We start from the raw sequence: 23,566 nt of genomic DNA on the forward strand, positions 1-23,566 counted from the left end.
TCTTTTCATTTCTGCAAATTCCACCTAATGATCACAGCATGTTGAAAACACGGATCATCCCCTGCCTTGATGTCGCCGAAGGGCGCACTGTGAAAGGCGTGAATTTTGTAGACCTGATTGATGCGGGTGACCCTGTCGAACAGGCGATTGCCTATAATGCCGCTGGCGCGGATGAGCTGGTGTTCTTGGACATCAAAGCCACCCATGAAAACCGTGGCACGATGTTTGATCTGGCCACGCGCACGGCTGAACAATGCTTTATGCCGCTGACCATTGGTGGCGGGGTGCGCACGCATCATGACGTGCGCGATCTGCTGCTCGCAGGGGCGGATAAGGTTAGTTTTAACTCTGCCGCCGTGGCTGACCCTAATGTTGTGGCCGAGGCCGCAATGCGCTTTGGCAGCCAATGTATTGTCGTGGCGATTGACGCAAAAACCGTAGCCCCCGGGAAATGGGAAATCTTTACCCACGGTGGCCGCAAACCCACGGGCATTGATGCCGTTGAATTCGCACGCACTGTCGTCGAAAAAGGGGCGGGTGAAATCCTGCTCACCTCGATGGACCGCGATGGGACTAAAGCGGGCTTTAACCTGCCCCTGACCCGCGCGATCTCTGACGCGGTTGACGTGCCTGTCATCGCCTCTGGCGGGGTTGGCACGCTCGATCACCTCGTCGAGGGTGTGACACAAGGCGGCGCAAGCGCTGTGCTCGCGGCGTCGATCTTTCACTTTGGCACTTATACAATCGCCGAGGCCAAGGCCCATATGGCCGCAGCAGGGATTCCGGTACGCCCATGACCTTAGATGATCTTTACACGCTGATCGCATCGCGCAAAGGTGCTGACCCAGAAACCAGCTGGACCGCGAAACTTTTTGCCAAAGGCCCTGAAAAATGCGCCGAGAAATTTGGCGAAGAAGCGATTGAAGCTATCATCGAAGCCATCAAAGGCGACAAAGCAAAGCTGACATCAGAAGCCGCCGACGTGATCTATCACCTGTTGGTGATGCTTGCCGCAAATGATGTCAGCCTTGACGATGTGGTCGCAGAACTGGCCCGCCGCCAAGGCACCTCTGGGATCGCCGAAAAAGCGGCCCGTTAAAGGCCAAGCCGCGCGATTTCGATCTTTGGGCAGCGATCTTGGATCACATCAACGCCGCGCGCCTGCGCCTTTTGCGCAGCTGCGTCATGGGTAATTTCAAGTTGCATCCAGATTGTTTGTAAATCAGGCCAACGGGCAAGTGCAGCATCCACAATACCGGGCACCGCGTCGCTGTTGCGAAAGATATCAACCATATCAACTTCGTCCGGAATAGATGCCAGATCAGCATAGACCGTTTCGCCAAACAGCTTTTGTCCGGCAAGGCCGGGGTTCACACCAATCACCCGATAGCCTTTGGTCACAAGAAATTCACCGACACGATGACTTGGGCGTGCAGCATTTGCAGACGCCCCCACCAAAGCGATTACTTTTGAACGTGTGAGCACCGCGTGGATAAAATCGTCAGAATAGTCCATTATTTCTCTCTCTCGAAAAAAGCGCCCGGAAAAACCGGGCGCAAAGTTTGGAACGAGGGACAGTGATAAGGGGCACGCCTGTTCCATTGCGCGCCTTCACATATCAACATATGCCCCAAATCAGCATCAAAAAGGGCAGATCAGCAAAACGTGATCACAGGCCTTAATCAAATAACTCCTCAAAGGCGTCGTCAATCACATCCGCTAGCTCATCCCACATCTTTGCAAACATCTTCCGGCGGAACGACATGGCTCTTTTGGGTTTCTTCCGGCGTTTATCGGTCGCGACACGCTTGTCAGGGCGTGCAGACGTCGGCGCTGATGCGCTGAGCTGCTCACGCGGCAAATTCTTTAGCGCACGCAACGGCGCGCCACAGTTTGCGCAACTGAGTTCATGCCGATGCTTGCCTCGCAGCCGCAACACCGAACGGGTGCCACAATAGCAGCAGGTCGCGATCTTGTTTGCCGGCATCTTCCGACCTAGGCTTTCGCCGCATATAGCGCGACAGCCGCAGCATTTGACACGTTCAACGACCCAAATTCTGCTGCCGCATCAATACGCACCAACTGATCGCATGTTTCGCGTGTCTTTTCGCGCAAACCAGGGCCTTCGGCGCCCATCACCAGCGCAACAGCGCGGTCCCGTTTACCGTCAACCGCCGCCTCAACGGTCGTCTCAGCTTCGCCATCCAACCCCAGCACGAGATATCCCATGCCCTGCAAGGCCGTGATTGCATCGGCCAAATTGCGGACCCGCAAATAGGGCTGACGTTCGAGTGCGCCGCTTGCGGTCTTGGCCAAGGCACCCGTTTCTGGGGCCGCATGGCGCTGCATGGCGATGACGGCGCGCGCCCCAAATACTTCGGCAGACCGCAAAATCGCACCAACGTTATGTGGGTCAGTCACACGGTCCAAAAGAACAATACGCGGCGGCTGCGGACCGTCACCCAGCGCGATGTCCTCAAGCGATCCCCAATCCAGTGCTTTTACCTCGAGGGCGGCACCTTGGTGGACCGACTGTGGGTCCAGTGGGGCTGCGAATTTGCGGGGGTCCGAAATCTCCGGCTCCATGCCGCTTTTGCCAACAGAATCGCCCAAACGTTCCAAGGCGTTACGTGTGACGACAAGGCGCAGCTTCACGCGCTTGGGATTTTCAAGCGCATCGCGCACCGCATGCAGGCCAAAAAGCCAAACGGTTTCATTTGCGGCAGCGCGCTTGCCCTGCTCTTTCGCAATCACCCACTTTGGCTTTTTCATCTCGGTTTTCCTAATTCTGACTTGTTTCAAAGGGGCGATACCCGACAAAATGCACTCTGTGAAGGCTTCGTACAAAATCCGTCACTTTTGCGGTTGACGGGGCATAGGGGCGCAGGTAATCAGCCCCACAGTGGGCGACAGGCCGCAAGGTGTGGCAGGGGACTGTAACTCCCTCGAGGCGACTCACGCCTGGTTCGATTCCAGGGTCGCCCACCATTCTTCTACAGCGTTGATTTTGTGCAATATTCGCATTAAACTCAGCGCTGGGTAGAACTCAACTTATCAGTTGCGAACAATGCATTTGGGGATTTGACTGCCAAATTCCACCGCGCCCCCCTTGCAGCGACCAAACGTAAAGCGGGGCGTACAGTTTCGCGCGCGGCATAGAGGCCGGATGTTACAACGACACCCGTTTCACTTGTGTGCTCGCAGCAAAGTCGATGCGTGCGCCCACGCCTGAACAATGGCGTACATCTTGATAAGATGTAGGTCAGCGGTTCTTGACTGTGTAGAAAATTGGTCAATATCTTTAGAGACGTGCGGAAGGCGGGCCGCTCGCCCTAAATTTCATGCCTAAAGAGAATTGCTAGTTCCGGTACTATCTCTCAATCTTGTCTCTCAAAGCGTAGTAAGCCATTCCAACCGCAATCATCAAACTTCCAACTTTCCGGCCGACAGGCAAGTTCCAATGCCGGCAGTTCTCGAATACCTCAAACTCCGAACTGTTCTCGGTAATGCAATGCGCCGTCATTTCAGCGAGAATGTGGCTTAGGGCAATGCCATGCCCACTGTAGCCTTGGACATAGAATACGTTGGATCCGATGCGCCCAACCTGCGGAATACGGTTCAGCACGATTCCGTCCATCCCGGACCAACTATAGTCGATTTCGACGCCCTTAAGACGCGGGAAGGTACGTTCGAGCGCAGGGCGCAATTCGCGTGCGACGTCTTTGCTGTCGCGTCCCGAATAATTTGTGCCGCCACCGAACATAACCCGATTGTCGGCCGTTAAGCGGTAGTAATCCAATACGAAGCGCCCGTCATAAACCGCGAGGTTATGAGGGTTAATTGCGGCTGCATCTTCTTCAGAAAGCGGCGCTGTCGCCATGTTGGCCAAGGAGGCCGGGAATAATTTGCCACGCAGTTTCGGCTGTTCAAGTAAGTGATAAGCATTCCCGGCGAGCATGACTTTCTCTGCACGCACAGAGCCATGTTTGGTACGGACAATAGGATTTGTGCCATGTTCGATATTGGTGACTTCGCTGTTTTCAAACACCTTACCACCCAGTGAAACAAGCGCTTCCGCCTGCCCCAGACAAAAATTCAACGAATGCAGGTGCATATTTTTGCGGTTCAACAGCCCGCCAATATAAAGATCTGTCTCGAGGTATTCGGGCATGTTCGCTTCGGAAATCATCTCAAGATCATCAGACATCCCGCGATGACAGCCCGACGCATAGATACCTTCGAGTTCGGCCAATTGCCCCTTTGTCAGCGCGGTTTGCATTTGCCCAAAACGCAAGTCGCAATCAATATTGTACTTAGCGATACGTTTTCGGATAATATCGTGACCGCGCCAGCGCAGATCCCAAACGAAATCCGCAGCCTTATCGCCAAGCGTGCGGCGAAACTCGCGCTCCATCGCTTTGTCACCTGACAGGCTGCCGGTAATTTGTCCGCCATTGCGGCCTGTTGCGCCCCAGCCGATTTGATTTGCTTCGCACAACACCACACTTAACCCGCGCTCTGCCAGTTCAAGCGCCGTAGCAACACCCGTGAACCCACCACCAATGATGGCAACATCTGCGGTTATGTCAGAGGTCAGTTGCGGAAATTCTGTTTCGATGTTGGCGGTCGCCGCGTAGTAAGATGACGTGTGAGGCATAGAATATCTACTTTATGAACGTTTTTTCTTGAAGAAAGCTTCGATTTCATCTGCAAAACTGCCACGCGTGAGCGGGTCATTTTGTGCCGCGACCGCGCCATCCTTGATATGTTGCGGCAGTTGCCCACCGCGTGCTTGAAGCAAATCAGCCATAAAATCTGCCGTGAATTCGGGATGCGGCTGGATGCTCAGGGCTTGATCACCGTAAGCAAGGATTGCATTCTCGCAGAAATCTGACGACCCTACGACCGAGGCCATTTCGGGACGTCGCGTGACCTGATCTTGATGCCAAGCAATCATTTTCTGATCGCCAAACTGGCTGCTTTCATAAGCGGTGGGGCCAACGGACCAACCGCCGTCGAATTTTTCAACCTTGCCGCCGAGCGCCTGCGCCAAAATTTGGTGCCCAAAGCAGACCCCAAAAATTGGCACCTCTTGGGCAAAGGTTTCGCGCAGAAATTTTTCAAGCGGTGGAATCCATTCGTGATCTTCATACGCCCCAAAACGAGAGCCCGTGATAAGCCAGCCGTCCGCGCTTTGCGGCGACTTCGGGAATTTACCGTCAAGTACCGCGTAGGTTTCAAAATCGAACCCACGCCCATCAAGGTAGCGTTTGAAAAACGCGTCGTAGTCACCGTGTTTTTCGTTCAGGCTTTCAGGTGAACGGCCCGTTTGTAGGATCCCAATTTTCATCATGTACTTTCTATGTCCGTCCAACTTTAGCTGTTTTTGCGCCCGCTTTTTCAGCCAGAACGCACAACCAGTCATGCGCAAGATGGGCGGCAACCAAGGCTGTGATTTCAGACGTGTCGAACGGCGGTGATACCTCAACAACATCCATCCCGACCAGATTTAGATCGCCCAGACTACGAATAATTTCAAGACCTTGCCAGGATGCCAGGCCGCCCGCCACAGGCGTCCCTGTTCCGGGCGCAAATGCGGGATCAAGCCCGTCAATGTCAAAGCTGACATAGACGGGTGCATCGCCGGCACGTTCTTTGGCGACATCAATTGCCGCATGAATACCGTGGCGATGAATCCACGGGCTACTAAGAATTTCGAACCCATGGTCGCTATCGTTGTAGGTACGCAAACCAATTTGTGTGGATTTATCGGGGTCGATAATGCCGTCAACGGTGGCCCGCGCAAACATTGTACCATGATCAATCGCTACACCGTCATCTTCCCATGTGTCGCAATGGGCGTCGATCTGAATAAGCGCAATGGGTCCGTGCTTTTCTGCGTGGGCTTTGATGAGCGGATAGGCAATAGAATGATCCCCCCCCAACGTTAAAAGCTTAGCGCCGGTGGCAATAATCTGTGCTGCTTGGCTCCGAATTGCGGGCAGCACCGTTTCAGGGTGATGTGGGTCAAGCATCACATCACCGAAATCGACCACGTTAAGCGTGTCAAACGGATCAAACCCCCATGGGAACGCCTTAAGTTCTGCCAGTTGAACGGAGGCTGCGCGAATTGCACGCGGCCCCAATCGTGTACCCGGCCGGTAGGTAACTGCATTGTCAAAGGGGACACCCATGACCGCGACATCGACACCATCTAGATCACGACTGTAGCAACGGCGCAAAAAACTAACCGCCCCGCCATATGTCATTTCGTGCCAACGGCCCTTTAGGTCCGTTTTTAGAAACGCTTGATCACCACTACCTGACATTTTGCCCTCACAGTCCGAGTCTGTCTTTGATGTCGTAGTACCATGACCCAATCACTGAATAGGGCACGCGGAACATGCGACCACCGGGGAATGGGATATAAGGCACTTTTTCGAATACGTCGTAGCGGCTTGCGTCGCCAGAAATGGCTTCGGCTAAAATTCGACCAAATGTATGCGACCCTGTAACGCCATGACCTGAGTAACCATGTGCAAAATACGTGTTGTTATTCAGACGGCCCATTTGCGGCACGCGGCTAAATGACAGGGCGAAATTGCCGCTCCAAGCATGCTCAATTTTGACATGCGCAAGTTCTGGGAAAACCTTGCTCAAATTCTTACGCAGTTTGGCTTCGATATCGCGCGGATCAGCCCCGCCATAGACAGTCCCACCACCAAACAAGAGACGATTGTCAGCAGACAGACGGTAGTAGTCCAAAATATACCGAATATCTTCGACACATGTGTCCGTCGGAAGCAGACGTTTGACCACTTCATCGGAAAGTTGTTCAGTCGCCATAACTTGCGTGGACACGGGCATAACACGCGACGTCAATTTGGGCACAACTTTACCAAGGTAAGCGTTGCCACAAAGGACAACAGTCTTGCATGTAATCGTACCCGTTTCTGTTTTCACCGCAGGGCGCGCGGATTCGTAATCCACACCTGTCACGCGCGACATTTCAAAAATTGTGCCGCCGTTCTTTTCAAACGCGTCAGCTTCGCCCAATGCAAGGTTCAAAGGGTGCATATGGCCCCCGGAATGATCAATCATCCCCCCCGCGTACATATCTGATCCAACGTAGTCTTTGATCTGGTCTTTGGACACCATTTCTTGCGTATTCAGACCGTAGCCTTGCCACAGCGCCAAACGCTCCTCTAGCTCGCGCATATGCGCATCAGTGCAGGCGGCGAACAGGTTTGTTGGCTTGTAATCACATTGTATGTCGTAGGTTTTGATACGGTCACGAATGATGTCACCACCTTCCATGACCATGCCTGCGACGAAGTTTGCCGTGTCTTGGCCATAGCGACGCTTGATGGTCTGCAAGGATGCGTTCAAACCGTTGACGACCTGCCCGCCGTTACGGCCAGATGCCCCCCAGCCAATACGCGCGCCTTCGACAATTGCGACATTGTGGCCTTGTTCGGCTAGGTGCAAGGCCGTGGACAGGCCCGAATAACCCGCACCGACAACGCAAACATCAAATGTTTGATCGCCCTTAAGCGTGGGGCGCAATGTACGGGTATTTGCGGAAGCCGCATAATAGCTCGTTGTGTGGTCCCCATTGCCTGCGTAGGCATGCGCTGCAGTCATCAAACTGTCTCCAAGTAGGTGTGATATTCAGCATCGGGCACGATGCTGAGGAAGTGTTGCAATTCTTGTTGTTTTGCTTGCGCAAATAGCCGCACCATTTGCGGGCCAAGCACGTCAGCCATAATTTCACCCTGTGCGAATGCAGTAATTGCCGACATCCAGTCCATAGGGAGACTGGGCGCGTCTGCGTCGTAAGCGTTGCCCGTGACGGGTGCCGCCGGCTCCAGCTGCGCATCAATGCCATTCAAGGCACTTCCAAGGATTGTTGCAAGTACCAAATACGGGTTCGTGTCTGCGCCAGCGACACGGTGTTCGATGCGCCGCGCCGCATTTGGCCCACCTGGAATTCGGATCGCACATGTCCGGTTTTCATACCCCCACGCGGCACTGGTCGGTGCATGGGAATTGGGGCGCATCCGGCGATAGCTGTTTTGATGGGGGGCGAAAATCAACGTGCTTTCTTGCATCGCAGTTAACAAACCTGCCACTGCGAACCGCAAGGTATCAGACCCCATGCCGGTCCCATCGTCAAAGATGTTATTTCCGTCTGCATCGAGCATGGAAAAATGCACATGCATGCCGTTACCCGGCTGATCGCCGAATGGCTTCGCCATAAACGTGGCACAAAACCCGTGCTTGCGCGCCGTATCTTTCACAACATTCTTGAACAAAAGTGCGTCATCTGCGGCCTTCAGAGGGTCAGCGCTATGCAACAAATTGATCTCAAATTGACCCGCGCCACCTTCGGAAATCGCGGCATCTGCGGGAATATTCTGAACACGGCAAGCCGCGTACACATCATCCAAAAATGCATTCAGCGACGTCAATTCCGCGACCGAAAGTACATTCCCCTTTGTTGTTGGCGCATAGGCATTTGGCAGCGTCGGCGGCACCGCCGCACCATTCGTTACTGTGGTCAAATAGAATTCAAGCTCAGTCGCGACAACCGCAGTAAATCCCTTATCGCTCAAGCGCTTTACCACCTTGGCAAGCGCTTGGCGGGGGTCAGTTTCCATAGGCGTGCCATCTTCCAACGTCAGCATCACCTGAAACATTGCAGAGGCGTTTTTACCCTCGGATTGTCCGATAATGCCACGTTCAGTGACATTGCAAACCCCATCGCCATCGCCGCTTTCAAAGACAAGCTCGCTGGCTTCGATGTCATGTCCCCAAATATCAACGGTGCACGCCGATTGCGGCATGCGCATACCACCAGAAAGAAGCTTTTCAAGCTGCGAAAGCGGGACACGTTTACCGCGCAGAACACCATTGATATCGCAAAGCGCGATCGTGATCGCGTTGACATCAGGGTTCTTGCCCAACCAGTCTTGTGCGTTTTGGGATGTCACGATGTATATCCTTCTATGGAACGTGGAATGTCTGCGCTACGGCTCAGACATCTATTCAAATGCGGCATAGGAACCTCATAGTTTGTCGCGCATCGAAAACCACAGCATCGCAAGGACCAGCAGTGGTTGGCGCATAAGCGTGCCGCCGGGAAATTTCGGAGATGGGATTTGCGACATAATATCAAACCGTTCAGCTTGCCCTGCGATCGCTTCGGCAGCGATTTGGCCTGATAGGGTGCCAAGCGCGACGCCCTGACCGGAAAAGCCCGACATGCTTAGGACATTTCCCTCACCGTACCTTGCGTAATGCGGCAAGCGGTTCATGGTGATCCCCAATGTGCCCCCCCAAGCATAATCGATCTTCGCGTCTTTTAACTGTGGGAAGATATCGGTCATCGGTTTGCGCACTTGGGCTGCGATGTCTTTTGGGAACTTATAGCTATAGCTTTCCGTGCCACCAAACAGCATGCGGTTGTCATCACTAAAGCGGAAATAATTCACCACAAATTTTGTATCCGCCACAGCGATGTTTTTGGCTAAAACTTTGGCGCGATCAGCGTCGGACAAGGGTTCTGTTGCAACGATATAATTATTGATAGGCATCACGCGGCGGGTCACATCCGCGTCTAAATTACCGATATACCCGTTACAGGCCATAACGAGATATTTCGCAGAAATCCGCGCCGCATCTGTTTTCACGACAGCCATCGATCCATGCTGGATCGACTTTACATGGCTGTTTTCATGTAACACGACACCAGCCTTCTGCGCCATCCGTGCAAGACCAAGCGCAAATTGTAACGGATCGATATGGCCTGAACGGGTATCAAGGCTTCCGCCATGATATGCGCGCGATTGAACAAGGTCTTGCATCTCTTGCTTGTCCAAGAATGAGATATATTCGTACCCGTATTTCGTGTTCATCTTCTCGACGTAACTGCGGGAATGCGGGACATAGCGCGCGCGATGATCGGCGTGGGCAATGCCGGGATAAAAATCAGCATGAACCAAGTCAGATTTCGACAAATTTCGTACGCATTCAACTGCCTGCATACCGATTTCCCACAGCGCACGTGCGCGATCTTCGCCAAACATGTCTTCTAAATCATCTTGGTCGACACGTTGCCCCTGCCCGACTTGTCCGCCATTGCGGCCAGAGGCGCCAAACCCGATGCGTTGCGCCTCAAGCAAGCGTACAGAATAGCCTTTTTCAGCCAAATGCAGCGCGGTCGAAAGGCCTGTAAACCCTCCGCCGATGACACAGACATCACAGTCCAAATCGCCTTGTGCTGCATCACTGCCCGAAATGGCCGTGATATTGCTGGCGTAGAACGACGGGGGATAAGTGCCCGCTTTGTCGTTCACAGAAAGGAGATTCATTAGACGTTCAACAGCAGGTGCTGCCGCTCCCATGGTGAAATCTCGCGCTGGTACTCTTCGTTTTCAGCGCGCTTTAAGTCCAAGAACAATTGGCAAAACTCTGTTCCCAAGACGTCCCACAGTTCATCTGCATCTTCAAACAAGTTCAGTGCCGCGTTTAGGCCTGGCGGCAAAGCATCTTCGGTCTCCCACACTTCGTTCACGGCTTCGGGGCGCGGCAAAGTCTTGTTTTTCATGCCAAGATATCCGCAAGCCAAGGATGCTGCTATCGCAAGGTAAGGGTTACAATCCATGCCGATCACGCGGTTTTCTAGGCGGCGGGCGTCGGGTCCAGAATGCGGGACGCGCAGGCCCGTTGTCCGGTTATCGGCCGCCCATTCAAGATTGGCAGGGGCGCTTTGGCCATCCACCGTAATCCGGCGATACGAATTCACGTAGGGCGCCAGCAACGGTACAGCCTGCATCAAGTATTTTTGCGAACCACCGATGAAATGCGTGAATGCTTCTGTCGCATTCCCATCCGCATCAGAGAATATGTTTTTACCGGTTTTTGTGTCCAAAATAGACTGGTGAATATGCATCGCACTCCCCGGCTCATCCCGCATCGGCTTGGCCATAAAGGTAGCATAAATACCATTCTTTAATGCAGCTTCCCGAATGGTGCGCTTAAAAATGAACACCTGATCCGCTAAGGCAAGTGGATCGCCGTGCAGCAGATTGATCTCAATCTGTCCCGCTCCGCCCTCTTGAATCACCGTGTCAATCTCGAGCCCCTGTGCTTCGGCAAAGTCGTAAATCGTATCAATAACCGGCCCGTATTCATCAACGGCCGCCATCGAATAAACTTGGCTGCTGGAGCGTTTTCGGCCAGTGCGGCCAACCGGCGCCTCAATCGGCTCATTTGGATCGACATTTGGTGTGGTCAGGTAGAACTCTAATTCCGGGGCAACAACAGCGGTCAGGCCTTCCGCAGCATAGAAATCCAAAATCCGACGCAACACGTTGCGCGGCGCTATCGCAAGATTTTCGCCTTCGCGCGTCTTCATATCGCAAATGATTTGTATTGACGGATCGTCGCCCCACGGAATTGCCGTGGCCGCCCCCATATCCGGCACAAGCATGACATCTTTTTCAAGCCATTGATTTTCAATTTCCATATCAACGTATTCGCCTGAAATTGTTTGATAAAACAATGATATAGGCAGGAAAAACGGTTCATCAGGTTTGAACTTATGCGCGGGCATCGCCTTGCCGCGGGACGTCCCGGCAATATCGGGAATTATTATTTCCACCTCATCGATCCGGCGGTCTCCAAGGTACTCTTGAAAATGGTCTGGCAGCTCAGAAATCCATGATGCTGTAGCTGATTTCGTATCACGTCTACTCATTGATTCTCACCCAAATTTTGATCAAATTTATTTGCGAGAGGCTGACCCGCAAGCATAATGCCCTGCTTGAGGTCCTCTTGCATCGCGGCTGCAGCCGCATCCGGATTGCCATCCAAAAATGCTTGCAAAATTGCGTCGTGTTCATCGGGCAAGTTTGCCGTGCCGTACCGACCACAGACGACACGCAGACTGGGCCCAACCTGCAGCCAAAGCGACTGAGCAATGCGCGTCAGTATCGGTGAATTTGCATGGGCATAAATATTGAAATGGAAAGCCTTATTGCGCTCCAAGTACCCGTTTACATCGCCGACCTCAATCGCGAGATCCACCTCTCGGTCAATTGCATACAATTCTTTAACATATTGTTTTGTAATTGATTTTGCTGCCCTACGAGCCAGCTCTGGCTCGACTCTCAGCCGCATGAAATAAATATCGTCAAGCTGATCTTGCGTGAGGGTGGGGACAATAACGCGACGATTCCCCAAGGTCTCCAACGCGCTTTCAGACGTCAAACGTCGAATTGCTTCGCGAACAGGCGTCATTCCAACGCCAAGAACTTCGGCCAACCCTTGAATGGTCATAGGTTGCCCCGGTGCAAACTCCCCCAACAGGATTCTATCTCGCAACGTTTCGTAGACGGCTTGGTGCTCCGGCATTTTTTTGTCAATTTGCATAAATTTTAACCAATCGTCGATGTCGGGACTCAGTTTCCTCTCATCAATATTTGCAAAAAACTTGCTATTGTCAAACTTTTGATCAAAAGTTTTTTCAATCAACAAGGAGAATCCAATGAAACTGTTTACCACCCTTTCGACGATTGCGCTTTGCGCTGTCGCCCAATCGGCGCTCGCAGAAGAAGTGCGCATCTACAACTGGTCCGATTATATCGACGAAGACCTTTTGGATCAGTTCGAAGCGGAAACTGGTATCGAAGTCATCTATGATGTGTTCGACAGTAACGAAGTTCTTGAAACTAAAATGCTTGCAGGTAGCTCCGGCTATGACATCGTTGTGCCAACCGGTGACTTTCTGCAGCGTCAAATTCAGGCGGGCGCGTTTCAGCAGCTTGATCTGAACAAGTTGCCAAACCATAGCAACATATGGGATCTGATCGAAGCGCGCACTGCTCAGTACGACCCTGACAATGCCTATTCTATTAACTACATGTGGGGCACCACCGGCATTGGCGTGAACGTCAACAAGGTCGCCGAAGTTCTTGGTGATGACGCGCCGATCGGTTCACTGGATTTGATTTTCAATCCAGAAAACATGGAAAAGCTTGCCGAATGTGGCGTCTATTTCTTGGATGCGCCGACCGAAGTCATCCCAGCCGCATTGGCGTATTTGGGCGAAGCGCCTGACAGCCAAGACCCCGATGTTCTGGCGCTCGCCGAGCCGCTTTTGACAGCCGTCGCACCCTATGTCGCAAAGTACAACAGCTCTGAATATATCAATGCGCTTGCGAACGGCGACATCTGTGTGGCCTTCGGTTGGTCAGGCGACGTTCTTCAAGCGCGTGACCGCGCTGATGAGGCCGATAATGGCGTTGAGATCGCTTACAACGCCCCATCTGAAGGTGCCCTGATGTGGTTCGACCAAATGGCCATTCCCGTCGATGCCCCAAACCCTGACGCTGCGCACGCATTCCTAAACTTCATTTTGGATGCTGAAAACATGGCTGCCGCGTCTAACTATGTTTACTATGCAAACGGAAACCTTGCTTCTCAAGAATTCTTACTTGAAGACGTGATCGATGATCCTGCGATCTACCCAGATGAGGCGACGCTCGAAAACCTTTATACGGCGACTCCATATGAACCACGCGTTCAACGTACCGTGACGCGTATGTGGACCAAGGTTAAGTCCGGGACATAATTAGCCCATTTACCCCGTGCTGATGAAATTATCGCATGGAGGAAAACCTCCATGCGTATTCGACAGGATATTTCCGATGAACACTGACGCCCCCTTCGCCCCTTGGGAAGATGAGTCTGCGACGCCTCTCATCGCGTTTTCAAATGTGACGAAACAATATGGTACATTTACAGCCATCGATGAAGTCGATCTGAAAATCTATCCCAAAGAATTCTTTGCCCTGCTCGGTCCATCGGGCTGTGGCAAGACAACCCTGATGCGGATGCTCGGTGGATTTGAAACTGTTACCGAAGGACGTATTACGATTGATGGCGTCGATATGGACGGCATTCCACCGAACAAGCGCGCCGTGAATATGATGTTCCAGTCATATGCATTATTCCCGCACCTTACCGTTGCGCAAAACTTGGCCTTTGGATTGAAGCGATCCGACATGCCCAAGTCGGAAATTGATGGGCGCGTCGAAGAAATGCTGCGTCTTGTCCAGCTCAAGAAATTCGCAAGCCGCAAGCCGCATCAAATGTCTGGCGGGCAACGCCAACGTGTCGCGCTTGCACGTGCATTGGCCAAAGCACCCAAGTTATTGCTCTTGGATGAACCTCTCGGCGCGCTTGACAAGAAACTACGTCAAGAAACGCAATTCGAACTGATGGATATTCAAGAAAAGACCGGCACCACATTTGTGATCGTGACCCATGACCAAGAAGAAGCCATGACAGTGGCAAGCCGCATCGCCGTGATGGATCACGGAAAGCTGAAACAAATCGACACCCCCGACCGGATCTACGAAGCCCCAAATTCAGTCTATGTTGCGGACTTTATCGGTGACGTAAATATCATCGAAGGTCAGGTGACCAAGGCAGAAGGCGACGCGGCCGAATTGTCATGGGGCGAGGGAAAACCCGCCATCCGCGGCATGGCCGGTGCAGGCCTGCGCGCTGCAACCTCGGGCGCATTTGTTGTACGTCCCGAAAAAGTCGCGATCTTTTCCGAAGAACCAATGGATCGCCATAACCGCCTGAATGGGACTGTCGAGGACATCGCGTATCTTGGGAACATGTCGACGTACTACGTGCGGCTTGAGAATGGTGCTTTGATCAAATCTCAAGTTGCGAACAATCGCCGGATTGCGCGTCGCGCAATCACTTGGGGCGACAGGGTTTGGCTCTCATGGACAGATACCGCTGGTATCGTCCTCGCATCGTAGGGGCACCATGAATATAGCACGCCGCCTTCTCATCACGGTCCCATATGCATGGCTCGTAGCCTTGTTTTTGGTCCCCTTCTTAATCGTTCTCAAAATTTCATTGTCAGATTATGCGATCTCCATTCCGCCTTACGCCCCGACTCTAGAACTGGAAGAAGGTTGGTCGGGGTTTCGGGATTTCTGGGTGGGGCTCGACTTTGAAAACTTTGTCTTTCTGTCTGAAGATTCTCTGTACATCAAAGCCTATTGGTCTAGCCTCAAGATTGCCCTGCTCGCAACGTTTTTGACGCTGCTCATTGGTTTTCCATTTGCTTACGCGATTGCGAACGCACCACAAGAATGGCGCCCTAGTCTTTTACTGCTGATCATTCTGCCTTTCTGGACAAGCTTTTTGATCCGCATTTATGCGCTCATCGGCATCATTTCCAACGAAGGTTTCTTGAACCAGTTTCTGATATGGACGGGTATTACCTCTGAACCGCTGGTGATCATGAATACCAATACCGCTGTCTATATTGGCATCGTCTACACCTATCTGCCGTTTATGGTCTTGCCGATTTATTCCACGCTCGAAAAACTTGATGGCTCCCTGCTAGAAGCGGCACAGGATTTGGGCTGCACACGCACAAGCGCCTTTTGGTCGGTCACCATACATTTGGCCAAGCCGGGCATCATCGCGGGCTGTTTTCTCGTCTTCATCCCCGCGTTGGGCGAATTTGTGATCCCTTCTCTCTTGGGCGGTTCACACACCTTGATGATTGGTAAAGTCTTGTGGGAGGAATTCTTCTCCAACCGCGATTGGCCATTGGCCTCGGCGGTGGCGGTCATCCTGCTGCTTGTCCTGATCATCCCAATCATCTTGTTCCAGCGGAACGAACAAAAACAACGAGAACAAAACAAATGAGAAAACCTTCTTGGTTCAATGTTGTCTCGCTCACGCTTGGGTTTGCGTTCTTGTACATCCCTATCGTCATCTTGGTCATTTTCAGTTTCAACGAATCAAAACTTGTGTCAGTTTGGGGGGGCTTTTCTACCAAGTGGTATGGCGAGTTGATGCAAAACGAAGCATTTCTTGACGCGGCGTGGGTCACGTTGAAGGTCGGGGTTATCTCGTCTACCATCGCAACGGTCTTAGGCACGATGGCGGCCTTTGTGTTGGTACGCGCTGGTCGGTTCCGGGGACGCACGTTGTTTTCTGGCATGATCTACGCACCGCTTGTGATGCCCGAAGTCATCACAGGCCTGTCTTTGCTGCTGCTCTTCATCGCTGTTGGCATGGATCGTGGCGTCACGACGATTGTCTTGGCGCACGCAACGTTCTCAATGTGTTACGTATCCGTAGTTGTCTCGTCGCGCATGGCTACTTTTGACGAAAGCTTAGAGGAGGCAGCGCTTGATTTGGGTTGCACACCGTGGGACGCATTTAAATCCGTGACCTTGCCAATTATCGCGCCAGCTGTCGCGTCTGGCTGGCTCTTAGCTTTTACACTGTCGCTTGATGATCTCGTGATCGCATCATTCACGGCTGGGCCATCAGCCACGACGTTACCGATCAAGATTTATTCGTCTGTCAGGCTAGGTGTCAGCCCCGAAATTAACGCTTTGTCGACGTTGATCATCGGATTGGTCACGATCGGTGTGCTCGTGGCATCCGTCACCTCCAAGCGCGCGATTCAGAAGCAAAAGCGCGATGAACTGCTCGCAGAACACTAGGCTTCAACGGGCACGTGTTGACTAGGGATCGCCTGCGACGACTATTGCCCCTCCGACCACGCTAGAATGTTGGTGGCGTGCATGCGCTTATGATCACACTTTCAACAGGGCCAACTTGTCGAAACCGGTGTGGGCTTGTGCTTGGAAAAAAATATGCGTCACCTGGCCCTAAGATTTTTCGCATATCACCGACCGTAACTTCGACGCGCCCTGAAATGACGATGCCGCCCTCTTCGCCTACGTGTTCATACATGACCCGCCCTGTATCGGCATTCAGCGCATAGGTCTCTTTCAGTATTTGTAGGTTTCTACCAAGCGAGCTGGCGCCGATTTGTTTAAGTGACAGGGATTTTGTGCCAATCTCTGTTAATTCTTCAGCAGCATAAAAGACGCTAGTTTCAAGTTCTGGTTCAAAATCAAAAAACTCTGATAAGCCAATCGGGATACCTTCTAAGATGCGTTTTAGGGAACCCACTGATGGGCTCGTTTTTCCTGATTCCATCAAAGATATCGTCGCGCTTGCCACATTCGTTTTTTTCGCGAGCGCCCTTTGGGACAAGCCAGCACGAAGCCTAAGAGAACGCAGGCGTTGACCAAGCTGGACGTTTTCCGAGAACTCCGCGTTAGACATGATTAAAATCCCAATCATTTGCAATTTGCGATAATATATTTCAATAGCTTACGATAACAAAGATACAGTCTATTTAGCAAATAATAAACGACTTATTGTCCTTGCATCGACCAAGAAGCGGTAGCCATAGGAAGGTAAAAGAATGTTGAACGCAGACGTAAGTAAACGCAAAGATGGCGCAATCGCGCGTGGCGTTGGAATGATGACGCAAGTTTTTGCAGATCGTGCGGAAAATTCTGAAATCTGGGACATCGAAGGCACGCGCTACATCGACTTTGCCGCAGGCATTGCTGTCGTGAACACCGGGCACCGCCACCCAAAGGTCATAGAGGCCGTCAAAGCCCAGTTAGACCGTTTCACGCACACCTGTCATCAGGTCGTCCCTTATGAAAACTATGTCTCATTGGCCGAGCGTCTCAATGCGCTTGTTCCAGGTGATTTTGAAAAGAAAACCGTCTTTGTCACCACAGGCGCAGAGGCTGCCGAGAACGCAGTCAAAATCGCGCGTGCCGCAACGGGTCGCTCTGCTGTAATCGCGTTTTCTGGCGGTTTCCATGGCCGTACGTTCATGGGCATGGCGCTCACCGGCAAGGTCGTTCCTTACAAAAAAGGCTTCGGAAGCATGCCCGGCGATGTTTTTCACGCCCCCTTTCCAGTACCAATGCATGGTGTAACGGTTGAGGATTCAATCGCTGCCTTGGATAAGTTGTTTAAAGCCGATGTTGATCCTGATCGCGTCGCAGCAATTATCGTTGAGCCGGTCCAAGGAGAAGGCGGTTTTTACGATGCTCCACGCGAACTGATGGGGCATTTGCGCAAACTTTGTGACGAACACGGTATCCTGCTGATTGCCGACGAGGTCCAGACCGGGTTTGCACGGACGGGAAAAATGTTTGCGATGGAACATCACGATGTGGTCGCCGACCTGACAACGATGGCCAAAGGGCTTGGTGGCGGGTTCCCAATCGCGGCAGTAACAGGTCGCGCAACGGTTATGGACGGTGCGAACCCGGGCGGCCTTGGCGGGACTTATGGCGGCAGCCCTATGGGGATTGCTGCGGCACATGCGGTTCTCGACATCATTGAGGAAGAAAACCTATGCGATCGCGCAAACGCACTTGGTGCGCACTTAAAGCAACGCCTTGAAAGCTTGCGCGCCGATATTCCTGAAATTGCGGATATCCGCGGTCTAGGGTTTATGACAGCGGTAGAGTTTAACCTACCTGGCAGCGGTACACCCAATGCCGATTTTACGAATGCTGTAAAAGCACATGCATTGAAGCGAAACCTGATTTTGTTGACCTGCGGGGTATATGGCAATGTCGTTCGTTTCCTTGCGCCAATCACCATCCAAGATGACGTTTTCACAGAGGCACTTGATATCATCGAGGCCTCCATTCGTGCCGCACGTGCAGATGTGAGCATATAATATGATCTCTACAAAACTCGCAGGTATGTTGAAGAACCCAGCATTGCTCTTGGATGCAGGTTTTATTGACGGTGAATGGCTGGCGGTTGCCGAATGCGGCAAGGTCTTTGACGTTCTGAACCCATCAACAGGTGAGACGCTCGCGGCATTACCCGACATGGGGGTCACAGAAACCAAACGCGCGATTGATGCAGCTTATGTCGCGCAAGTTGCATGGGCAAAACGCACAGGCAAAGAACGCGGAAACATCTTGCGGCGCTTGTTTGATCTCATGGTTGCAAATGCTGATGACCTCGCAGTGATCCTCACGGCTGAAATGGGCAAGCCATTGGCGGAGGCGAAAGGCGAGATCCTATATGGCGCGAACTACGTCGAATGGTTCGCCGAAGAAGCAAAGCGCATCTACGGCGATATCATCCCGGGCCACCAACCTGACAAGCGGATTATGGTTTTGAAACAACCTGTTGGTGTCGTCGCATCGATCACACCATGGAATTTCCCGAATGCCATGATGACACGCAAGCTGGCACCCGCGCTTGCGGTGGGATGTTCATTCATCGCCAAGCCAGCTGAACTGACCCCGCTGTCCGCCCTTGCCATGGCCTACCTTGCGCAAGAGGCTGGTATCCCCGACGGATTATTCAATGTTATTACGACAACGCAAAGTGCGATTGTTGGTCAAGAATTCAGTACCAATCGCAAAGTACGTAAACTCACGTTCACCGGGTCCACAAATGTGGGTAAGATCTTGATGCGCCAATCTGCGGATCAAGTTCAAAAAACGTCGATGGAACTTGGCGGCAACGCCCCGTTTATCGTATTTGATGATGCTGATTTGGATGCCGCGGTCGAAGGCGCCATGATTTCTAAATACCGCAACAACGGGCAAACCTGCGTCTGCGCTAACCGCATTTATGTCCAATCCGGCGTCTACGATGCGTTTGCCGAAAAACTTGCGGCGGCTGTTCGTGCAGTAAAGGTTGGCGACGGGTTTGATGACGGCGTTGCAGCTGGCCCATTGATCAATTCGCAAGCTGTCTCGAAGGTCGAAGATCATATCGCGGACGCCAAAGCCAAAGGAGCGTCAGTGCTTGTCGGCGGCAAACGGCATGAACTTGGCGGAACTTTCTTTGAACCAACCATCCTAAGTGGGGTTCGCAAAGACATGACAATCGCTTCAGAAGAGACTTTCGGCCCCGTGGCCCCGCTTTTCAAATTTGATTCCGTCGACGATGTTATAGAACAGGCAAACGATACAGAATTTGGACTGGCGTCCTATTTCTATGCCAATGACATGTCGCGCGTCTGGAAGGTGGCAGAAGCATTAGAATATGGCATGGTCGGCGTGAACACGGGTTTGATTTCAACAGAGGTCGCCCCGTTCGGTGGCATCAAGCAATCTGGCCAAGGCCGAGAAGGGTCAAAATATGGCACAGAAGACTACCTAGAGCTAAAATACGTCTGTCTGGGCGGAATTTAGTAACCGTACCTATTTATCTAAGTTTGGCTTCGGAACAGCATTGTCCGGAAACGCCAGCAACAGTGCGTTTATACTGCGGCGCAATCGGATTGCGAAGATAACAGGACCGGCGCGGTAGCCTCTAGAACCGGTGATCAGGTGTCCGTGCCACCATGATATTTCCTTGGCTTCACAACCGTGTTCGCAGCATCGTTGATTGGAAATAGCAACAAATCCGCACCCCCAGCGCCCATGGCTTTTGGCTCAGAATAGGTTCTGAAAATCTGATTGAATTGCCTTGAACTCACATTCAACTCCGCCCCTGATCCTGGTGCCGTTGTGCGATGACGCTGAGCAGCGGATCGTACGACATTATTTCTGCAACGTCGCAAATTGGGATGCCTCCTGAAGTCCCGGTTATTTTTGTGCGGCGTCCATAGCGGCCATCCGGTGTTTGAAAAATCTGGGGTTCCGCAACACTGACGTCAATTTTGTGATCAAGTAGCAGCTGACCAAACAAGGTAAACGTCCCGCGAAGCTGGCTGACAAGCATTTCGGGGAGGTTTTCGAAAACAATGCTGAGTTCAGCACGCAGGATGATTTCCCCGCTCTCGACCGAGATCAATCGAGATTTGCGCGTTAGCCTTTGGTCGCGCTCCGTTATCGAAACTTTATCCGCCGTCATCGCACCAAACGCCGCCGTAAGGCGCGGCGTCATCAATCCGCGATGCGCGAGCAACCGTAAAGATAGGCTTTGCGCGCACTGCGCCTGAGTTGGCACAAATATCCCTTTGCTTTGGGTAGTTTCAGACATGCGCGGGGGCGTCGCTTTCTTCGGGTTTGGTCCAACATAACAATGTGTGGCGAAGATGCTAGGTTTACGCAGTCGCGGCAATAGCATCGTCGCTTATGTCGCAGCTTGTTTTGTTGGTAGCGACGCGATCGCCAACATGAACTGCCCTAGCGCGCCTCTCTGACAACCCCGGCCGCGTCAATCGTGCGCCCATAACAGGTCACCGCAGCATCGGTGTAGTTGAACCAGAATCGTTCTGTGCCAGTGTCGCGGATACGCACGCCGTCGGGCAAATCAAGCGTTGCGATCCCTGCGTCTTCGCAAAGCCCATCTAAAAACGCGTGGAGCGCTGCGCCGTCAAGCCAGCCTCCTAGATAGGTTTGTGCACCCGCCCGCATCGCGACCGGGTCGCCGGCAATTGCGGTTAACATAGGGGTGCCCCCCCCGATCAGCACATCGCGGTAATTGATCACATGCCCGCCTGTTGCTAGCGGAATCGGGCAATCAGGGCGCAGGCTCTCGATCGCAACAACGGTCACATCCAACATTGGAATTGCAGGCGGCAACGGGGTTGGAATGCCCATTTCGGCATTGCGCGCGCCCGTGCGGGGCCCGTAGACCACCTGCGCACTGCTTGCGCCCAATGCCGTTTTCAAATCATCGGCCATCGCCATCATGCCCGGCACCATGATCAATCCGTAACCGGCAAAATCGCGGGCGCTAGCCGGCAAAATATCAACGGATAACCCCAGACGGCGTAGCCCGCGATAGATATCCAAAATCAGCCCAAAATAGCTAAGCCCTGCGCCATGCGGCTGCACCGTCCACGCAAAATCAGCGTCGTAATCAAAGACAATCGCAACGGGGGCCTGCGCCGGGGCGACATCAGGCGCCTTGGCGATTTCCTCGGTGACCTGCTTCAATTCAGCCATAACGGCTGCATCGACACTGTCGGGGCGCAAAAGACCTGCATGCAGTTGTTCTTGTGCGACGGGGGCTTGGCGCCAACGGAAATAGCAGACGGCCTCGGCGCCGTGGGCAAATGCTTCCCATGACCACAGCCGCACCATACCGGGCAACGGTGTCGGATTATATGGTGCCCAATTCACCGGACCAGGCTGTTGTTCCATAACCCACCAGCGACCTTTGCCGACTGCGCGGTACAGATCGTGGTGAAGTGCCTGAAAATCCGGATCCCCTTGGCGCGCAAAATCGCGCTGACGGGCCGCGTCAGCGCCGACACGGTCTTCGAGAAAGCCAAGCGGGTAACTATCCCAGCTTGCAAAATCCAGATCATCGCCCACCGCGAAATGGTCGAAATCAGTGATCCGCCCCATATAGTTATGGGTGATCGGCGCATCCGTCTGGGCGCGGATCAGATCGACTTGCCGTCGATTAAATGCAACGACCTGATCAGAGCTAAACCGCCGGAACGCCAGACAATGGGCGGGGTTCGCTTCGGTCACGGTGAGGTTCGGCAGGTCCACGTCGGCAAAGCTGCCATAATCCATCGACCAAAACGTATTGCCCCAGTCTGCGTTCAACTGCGCAACAGAACCATAACGCAGGGCGAGCCAATCTTGAAACGCGGCCCGCGCGGCATCGCTATAAGAAATCGTCGTGTCGTGGCAGCCGTATTCATTGTCCGTCTGCCAAGCAGCCACATAAGGGTTGGCACCATAGCGCGCGGCCATCAGCCCAACAATTTTCGCGCATTCGGCCTGATAAAGTTCATGGCTAAAGCAATAATGACGCCGCGATCCAAATTTACGCGGGCGACCTTCGACATCCACAGCAAGCATATCGGGATGACGCGTCAGCATCCAACGCGGCGGCGTGGCTGTCGGCGTGCCAAGCACAACTTTCAGCCCTGCATCCCCAAGCGTCTGGATCGCTTGATCGAGCCACTCCCAGCAATAATTGCCCGGCGTTGGTTCAAGCTTTGCCCATGAAAATTCTCCGATCCGCACCCAAGTCAGCCCAGCGTCTACCATACGGCGCGCGTCGTCGGCCCAAATATCTGAAGGCCATTGTTCTGGGTAATAGCAGGTGCCAAGCGTACGTTTCATGGTGTCTCGCAAATCTTGTTTTTCAAACGACAGCTAGGTCATATGCCGCAACAATCGCCCGCGCGCGTTGGCGCACGTCTTCGGCTGTATAGCCAGGTTTATAGATCGCGCTTCCGATACCAAAGCCAGCGGCACCCGCTGCGATCCACTCCGCGAAATTATCAGGCCCTGCCCCGCCTACTGCATAAACAGGCATATCAGCGGGCAAAACAGCCTTATAGGCGGCAAGCCCCCCTGTGCCGATCAGCGAGGATGGAAAAATTTTCAGCCCATCAGCGCCAGCTTTGATCGCGGCAAAGCATTCGGTTGGGGTTAAGACACCGGGATAAGATTGCATCCCCGCAGCTTTGGTCGCGGCAATCACGTCAATATCCGCATTCGGAGAGACAATCAGCGTGCCCCCCGCCGCTTTGACATTCGCGACATCTTCAACCGTCAATACGGTGCCTGCCCCGATGGTCACATCACCGCCCACCGCAGCGGCCATCGCCGCGATTGATTTCAACGGTTGGGGCGAATTGAGCGGCACCTCAATATCTGTGATGCCTTCTTCGACCAATACGGTGCAAATTTCGACAGCTTCGGGCGGGGTGATGCCACGCAAAATGGCGATGATATTTCTGCTCATG

At 52.9% G+C, this 23,566-nt stretch carries 23 protein-coding genes and 1 tRNA gene; 9 read left to right on the forward strand and 15 right to left on the reverse strand.

What is annotated here, in order from left to right; genetic code table 11:
• Nucleotides 1-38: 38 nt before the first annotated feature.
• Nucleotides 39-797 carry an imidazole glycerol phosphate synthase subunit HisF gene (gene hisF / locus DS901_RS12045; protein WP_113777188.1) on the forward strand — a complete coding sequence of 253 codons (759 nt, stop codon included), beginning with the start codon at nucleotides 39-41 and terminating at the stop codon, nucleotides 795-797.
• Nucleotides 794-1,099, forward strand: a complete 306-nt coding sequence (locus tag DS901_RS12050; protein WP_113777189.1) for a phosphoribosyl-ATP diphosphatase — start codon at nucleotides 794-796, stop codon at nucleotides 1,097-1,099. The genes hisF and DS901_RS12050 overlap by 4 nt, the downstream gene beginning before the upstream one ends.
• On the opposite strand, the gene DS901_RS12055 is transcribed toward DS901_RS12050, so the two are convergent.
• From DS901_RS12055 to rlmB, 3 genes are all read right to left on the reverse strand, one after another.
• Nucleotides 1,096-1,515, reverse strand: coding sequence for a CoA-binding protein (locus tag DS901_RS12055; RefSeq protein WP_113777190.1), 420 nt, complete (start codon nucleotides 1,513-1,515; stop codon nucleotides 1,096-1,098). The genes DS901_RS12050 and DS901_RS12055 overlap by 4 nt on opposite strands.
• Nucleotides 1,516-1,678: 163 nt before the next feature.
• Complete coding sequence (locus DS901_RS12060) at nucleotides 1,679-1,987, reverse strand: hypothetical protein (RefSeq protein WP_113777191.1); 309 nt, start codon at nucleotides 1,985-1,987, stop codon at nucleotides 1,679-1,681.
• An 8-nt stretch (nucleotides 1,988-1,995) separates the two neighbouring features.
• Nucleotides 1,996-2,772, reverse strand: coding sequence for a 23S rRNA (guanosine(2251)-2'-O)-methyltransferase RlmB (rlmB, locus tag DS901_RS12065; protein ID WP_113777192.1), 777 nt, complete (start codon nucleotides 2,770-2,772; stop codon nucleotides 1,996-1,998).
• Between the two features lie 132 nt (nucleotides 2,773-2,904).
• On the opposite strand from rlmB, the gene DS901_RS18775 reads away from it, so the two are divergent.
• Nucleotides 2,905-2,988: transfer RNA gene (locus DS901_RS18775), tRNA-Tyr, on the forward strand.
• A 382-nt stretch (nucleotides 2,989-3,370) separates the two neighbouring features.
• Here DS901_RS18775 and DS901_RS12070 read toward each other — a convergent pair.
• The 8 genes from DS901_RS12070 to DS901_RS12105 all read right to left on the reverse strand — a co-directional run bounded on the left by DS901_RS12070 (nucleotide 3,371) and on the right by DS901_RS12105 (nucleotide 12,540).
• Nucleotides 3,371-4,657, reverse strand: coding sequence for an NAD(P)/FAD-dependent oxidoreductase (locus tag DS901_RS12070; protein WP_113777193.1), 1,287 nt, complete (start codon nucleotides 4,655-4,657; stop codon nucleotides 3,371-3,373).
• Between the two features lie 12 nt (nucleotides 4,658-4,669).
• Nucleotides 4,670-5,350, reverse strand: coding sequence for a type 1 glutamine amidotransferase (locus DS901_RS12075; RefSeq protein ID WP_113777264.1), 681 nt, complete (start codon nucleotides 5,348-5,350; stop codon nucleotides 4,670-4,672).
• Nucleotides 5,351-5,360: 10 nt separating this feature from the next.
• Nucleotides 5,361-6,329 carry an agmatinase gene (speB, locus tag DS901_RS12080; protein WP_113777194.1) on the reverse strand — a complete coding sequence of 323 codons (969 nt, stop codon included), beginning with the start codon at nucleotides 6,327-6,329 and terminating at the stop codon, nucleotides 5,361-5,363.
• A gap of 7 nt (nucleotides 6,330-6,336) precedes the next feature.
• Nucleotides 6,337-7,644 (reverse strand): NAD(P)/FAD-dependent oxidoreductase, encoded by a 1,308-nt coding sequence (locus DS901_RS12085; RefSeq protein ID WP_113777195.1) that lies wholly within the window; start codon nucleotides 7,642-7,644, stop codon nucleotides 6,337-6,339.
• Nucleotides 7,644-8,993, reverse strand: a complete 1,350-nt coding sequence (locus DS901_RS12090; RefSeq protein ID WP_113777196.1) for a glutamine synthetase family protein — start codon at nucleotides 8,991-8,993, stop codon at nucleotides 7,644-7,646. Before DS901_RS12090 ends, DS901_RS12085 begins: the two co-directional genes overlap by 1 nt.
• Nucleotides 8,994-9,068: 75 nt before the next feature.
• Entirely contained in the window at nucleotides 9,069-10,373 is a 1,305-nt protein-coding gene (locus DS901_RS12095) for an NAD(P)/FAD-dependent oxidoreductase (protein WP_113777265.1), read from the reverse strand.
• Nucleotides 10,373-11,761, reverse strand: coding sequence for a glutamine synthetase family protein (locus tag DS901_RS12100; RefSeq protein ID WP_113777197.1), 1,389 nt, complete (start codon nucleotides 11,759-11,761; stop codon nucleotides 10,373-10,375). Before DS901_RS12100 ends, DS901_RS12095 begins: the two co-directional genes overlap by 1 nt.
• Nucleotides 11,758-12,540, reverse strand: a complete 783-nt coding sequence (locus DS901_RS12105; protein WP_258546719.1) for a GntR family transcriptional regulator — start codon at nucleotides 12,538-12,540, stop codon at nucleotides 11,758-11,760. Before DS901_RS12105 ends, DS901_RS12100 begins: the two co-directional genes overlap by 4 nt.
• 10 nt (nucleotides 12,541-12,550) lie before the next feature.
• On the opposite strand from DS901_RS12105, the gene DS901_RS12110 reads away from it, so the two are divergent.
• From DS901_RS12110 to DS901_RS12125, 4 genes are all read left to right on the forward strand, one after another.
• Complete coding sequence (locus tag DS901_RS12110; RefSeq protein ID WP_113777198.1) at nucleotides 12,551-13,636, forward strand: polyamine ABC transporter substrate-binding protein; 1,086 nt, start codon at nucleotides 12,551-12,553, stop codon at nucleotides 13,634-13,636.
• Between the two features lie 76 nt (nucleotides 13,637-13,712).
• Complete coding sequence (locus DS901_RS12115; protein ID WP_113777199.1) at nucleotides 13,713-14,843, forward strand: ABC transporter ATP-binding protein; 1,131 nt, start codon at nucleotides 13,713-13,715, stop codon at nucleotides 14,841-14,843.
• Nucleotides 14,844-14,856: 13 nt separating this feature from the next.
• Nucleotides 14,857-15,747 carry an ABC transporter permease subunit gene (locus tag DS901_RS12120; protein ID WP_113777267.1) on the forward strand — a complete coding sequence of 297 codons (891 nt, stop codon included), beginning with the start codon at nucleotides 14,857-14,859 and terminating at the stop codon, nucleotides 15,745-15,747.
• The gene (locus tag DS901_RS12125) at nucleotides 15,744-16,556 is read left to right on the forward strand and encodes an ABC transporter permease (protein WP_113777200.1); all 813 of its coding nucleotides are present in this window, start codon (nucleotides 15,744-15,746) and stop codon (nucleotides 16,554-16,556) included. Before DS901_RS12120 ends, DS901_RS12125 begins: the two co-directional genes overlap by 4 nt.
• Nucleotides 16,557-16,617: 61 nt before the next feature.
• On the opposite strand, the gene DS901_RS12130 is transcribed toward DS901_RS12125, so the two are convergent.
• Nucleotides 16,618-17,187, reverse strand: a complete 570-nt coding sequence (locus DS901_RS12130; protein ID WP_113777268.1) for a cupin domain-containing protein — start codon at nucleotides 17,185-17,187, stop codon at nucleotides 16,618-16,620.
• 142 nt (nucleotides 17,188-17,329) lie between these two features.
• Between DS901_RS12130 and DS901_RS12135 the strand changes: the two genes are divergently transcribed.
• Both DS901_RS12135 and DS901_RS12140 read left to right on the forward strand, forming a co-directional pair.
• On the forward strand, nucleotides 17,330-18,616 hold the full coding sequence (locus tag DS901_RS12135; protein WP_113777201.1) for a 4-aminobutyrate--2-oxoglutarate transaminase: 1,287 nt from the start codon (nucleotides 17,330-17,332) through the stop codon (nucleotides 18,614-18,616).
• A 1-nt stretch (nucleotide 18,617) separates the two neighbouring features.
• Complete coding sequence (locus DS901_RS12140) at nucleotides 18,618-20,096, forward strand: NAD-dependent succinate-semialdehyde dehydrogenase (RefSeq protein WP_220150236.1); 1,479 nt, start codon at nucleotides 18,618-18,620, stop codon at nucleotides 20,094-20,096.
• Between the two features lie 289 nt (nucleotides 20,097-20,385).
• Here DS901_RS12140 and DS901_RS12145 read toward each other — a convergent pair whose 3' ends face one another.
• From DS901_RS12145 to DS901_RS12155, 3 genes are all read right to left on the reverse strand, one after another.
• Nucleotides 20,386-20,889, reverse strand: a complete 504-nt coding sequence (locus tag DS901_RS12145; RefSeq protein ID WP_113777203.1) for a hypothetical protein — start codon at nucleotides 20,887-20,889, stop codon at nucleotides 20,386-20,388.
• 146 nt (nucleotides 20,890-21,035) lie between these two features.
• On the reverse strand, nucleotides 21,036-22,937 hold the full coding sequence (locus tag DS901_RS12150) for a beta-galactosidase (protein WP_113777204.1): 1,902 nt from the start codon (nucleotides 22,935-22,937) through the stop codon (nucleotides 21,036-21,038).
• A gap of 22 nt (nucleotides 22,938-22,959) precedes the next feature.
• Nucleotides 22,960-23,565: a 2-dehydro-3-deoxy-6-phosphogalactonate aldolase gene (locus DS901_RS12155; RefSeq protein ID WP_113777205.1), complete on the reverse strand. Its 606-nt coding sequence runs from the start codon at nucleotides 23,563-23,565 to the stop codon at nucleotides 22,960-22,962.
• Nucleotide 23,566 lies beyond the last annotated feature (1 nt).

The sequence above is a fragment of the Loktanella sp. D2R18 genome (assembly GCF_003318235.1).
Taxonomy (GTDB): domain Bacteria; phylum Pseudomonadota; class Alphaproteobacteria; order Rhodobacterales; family Rhodobacteraceae; genus Yoonia.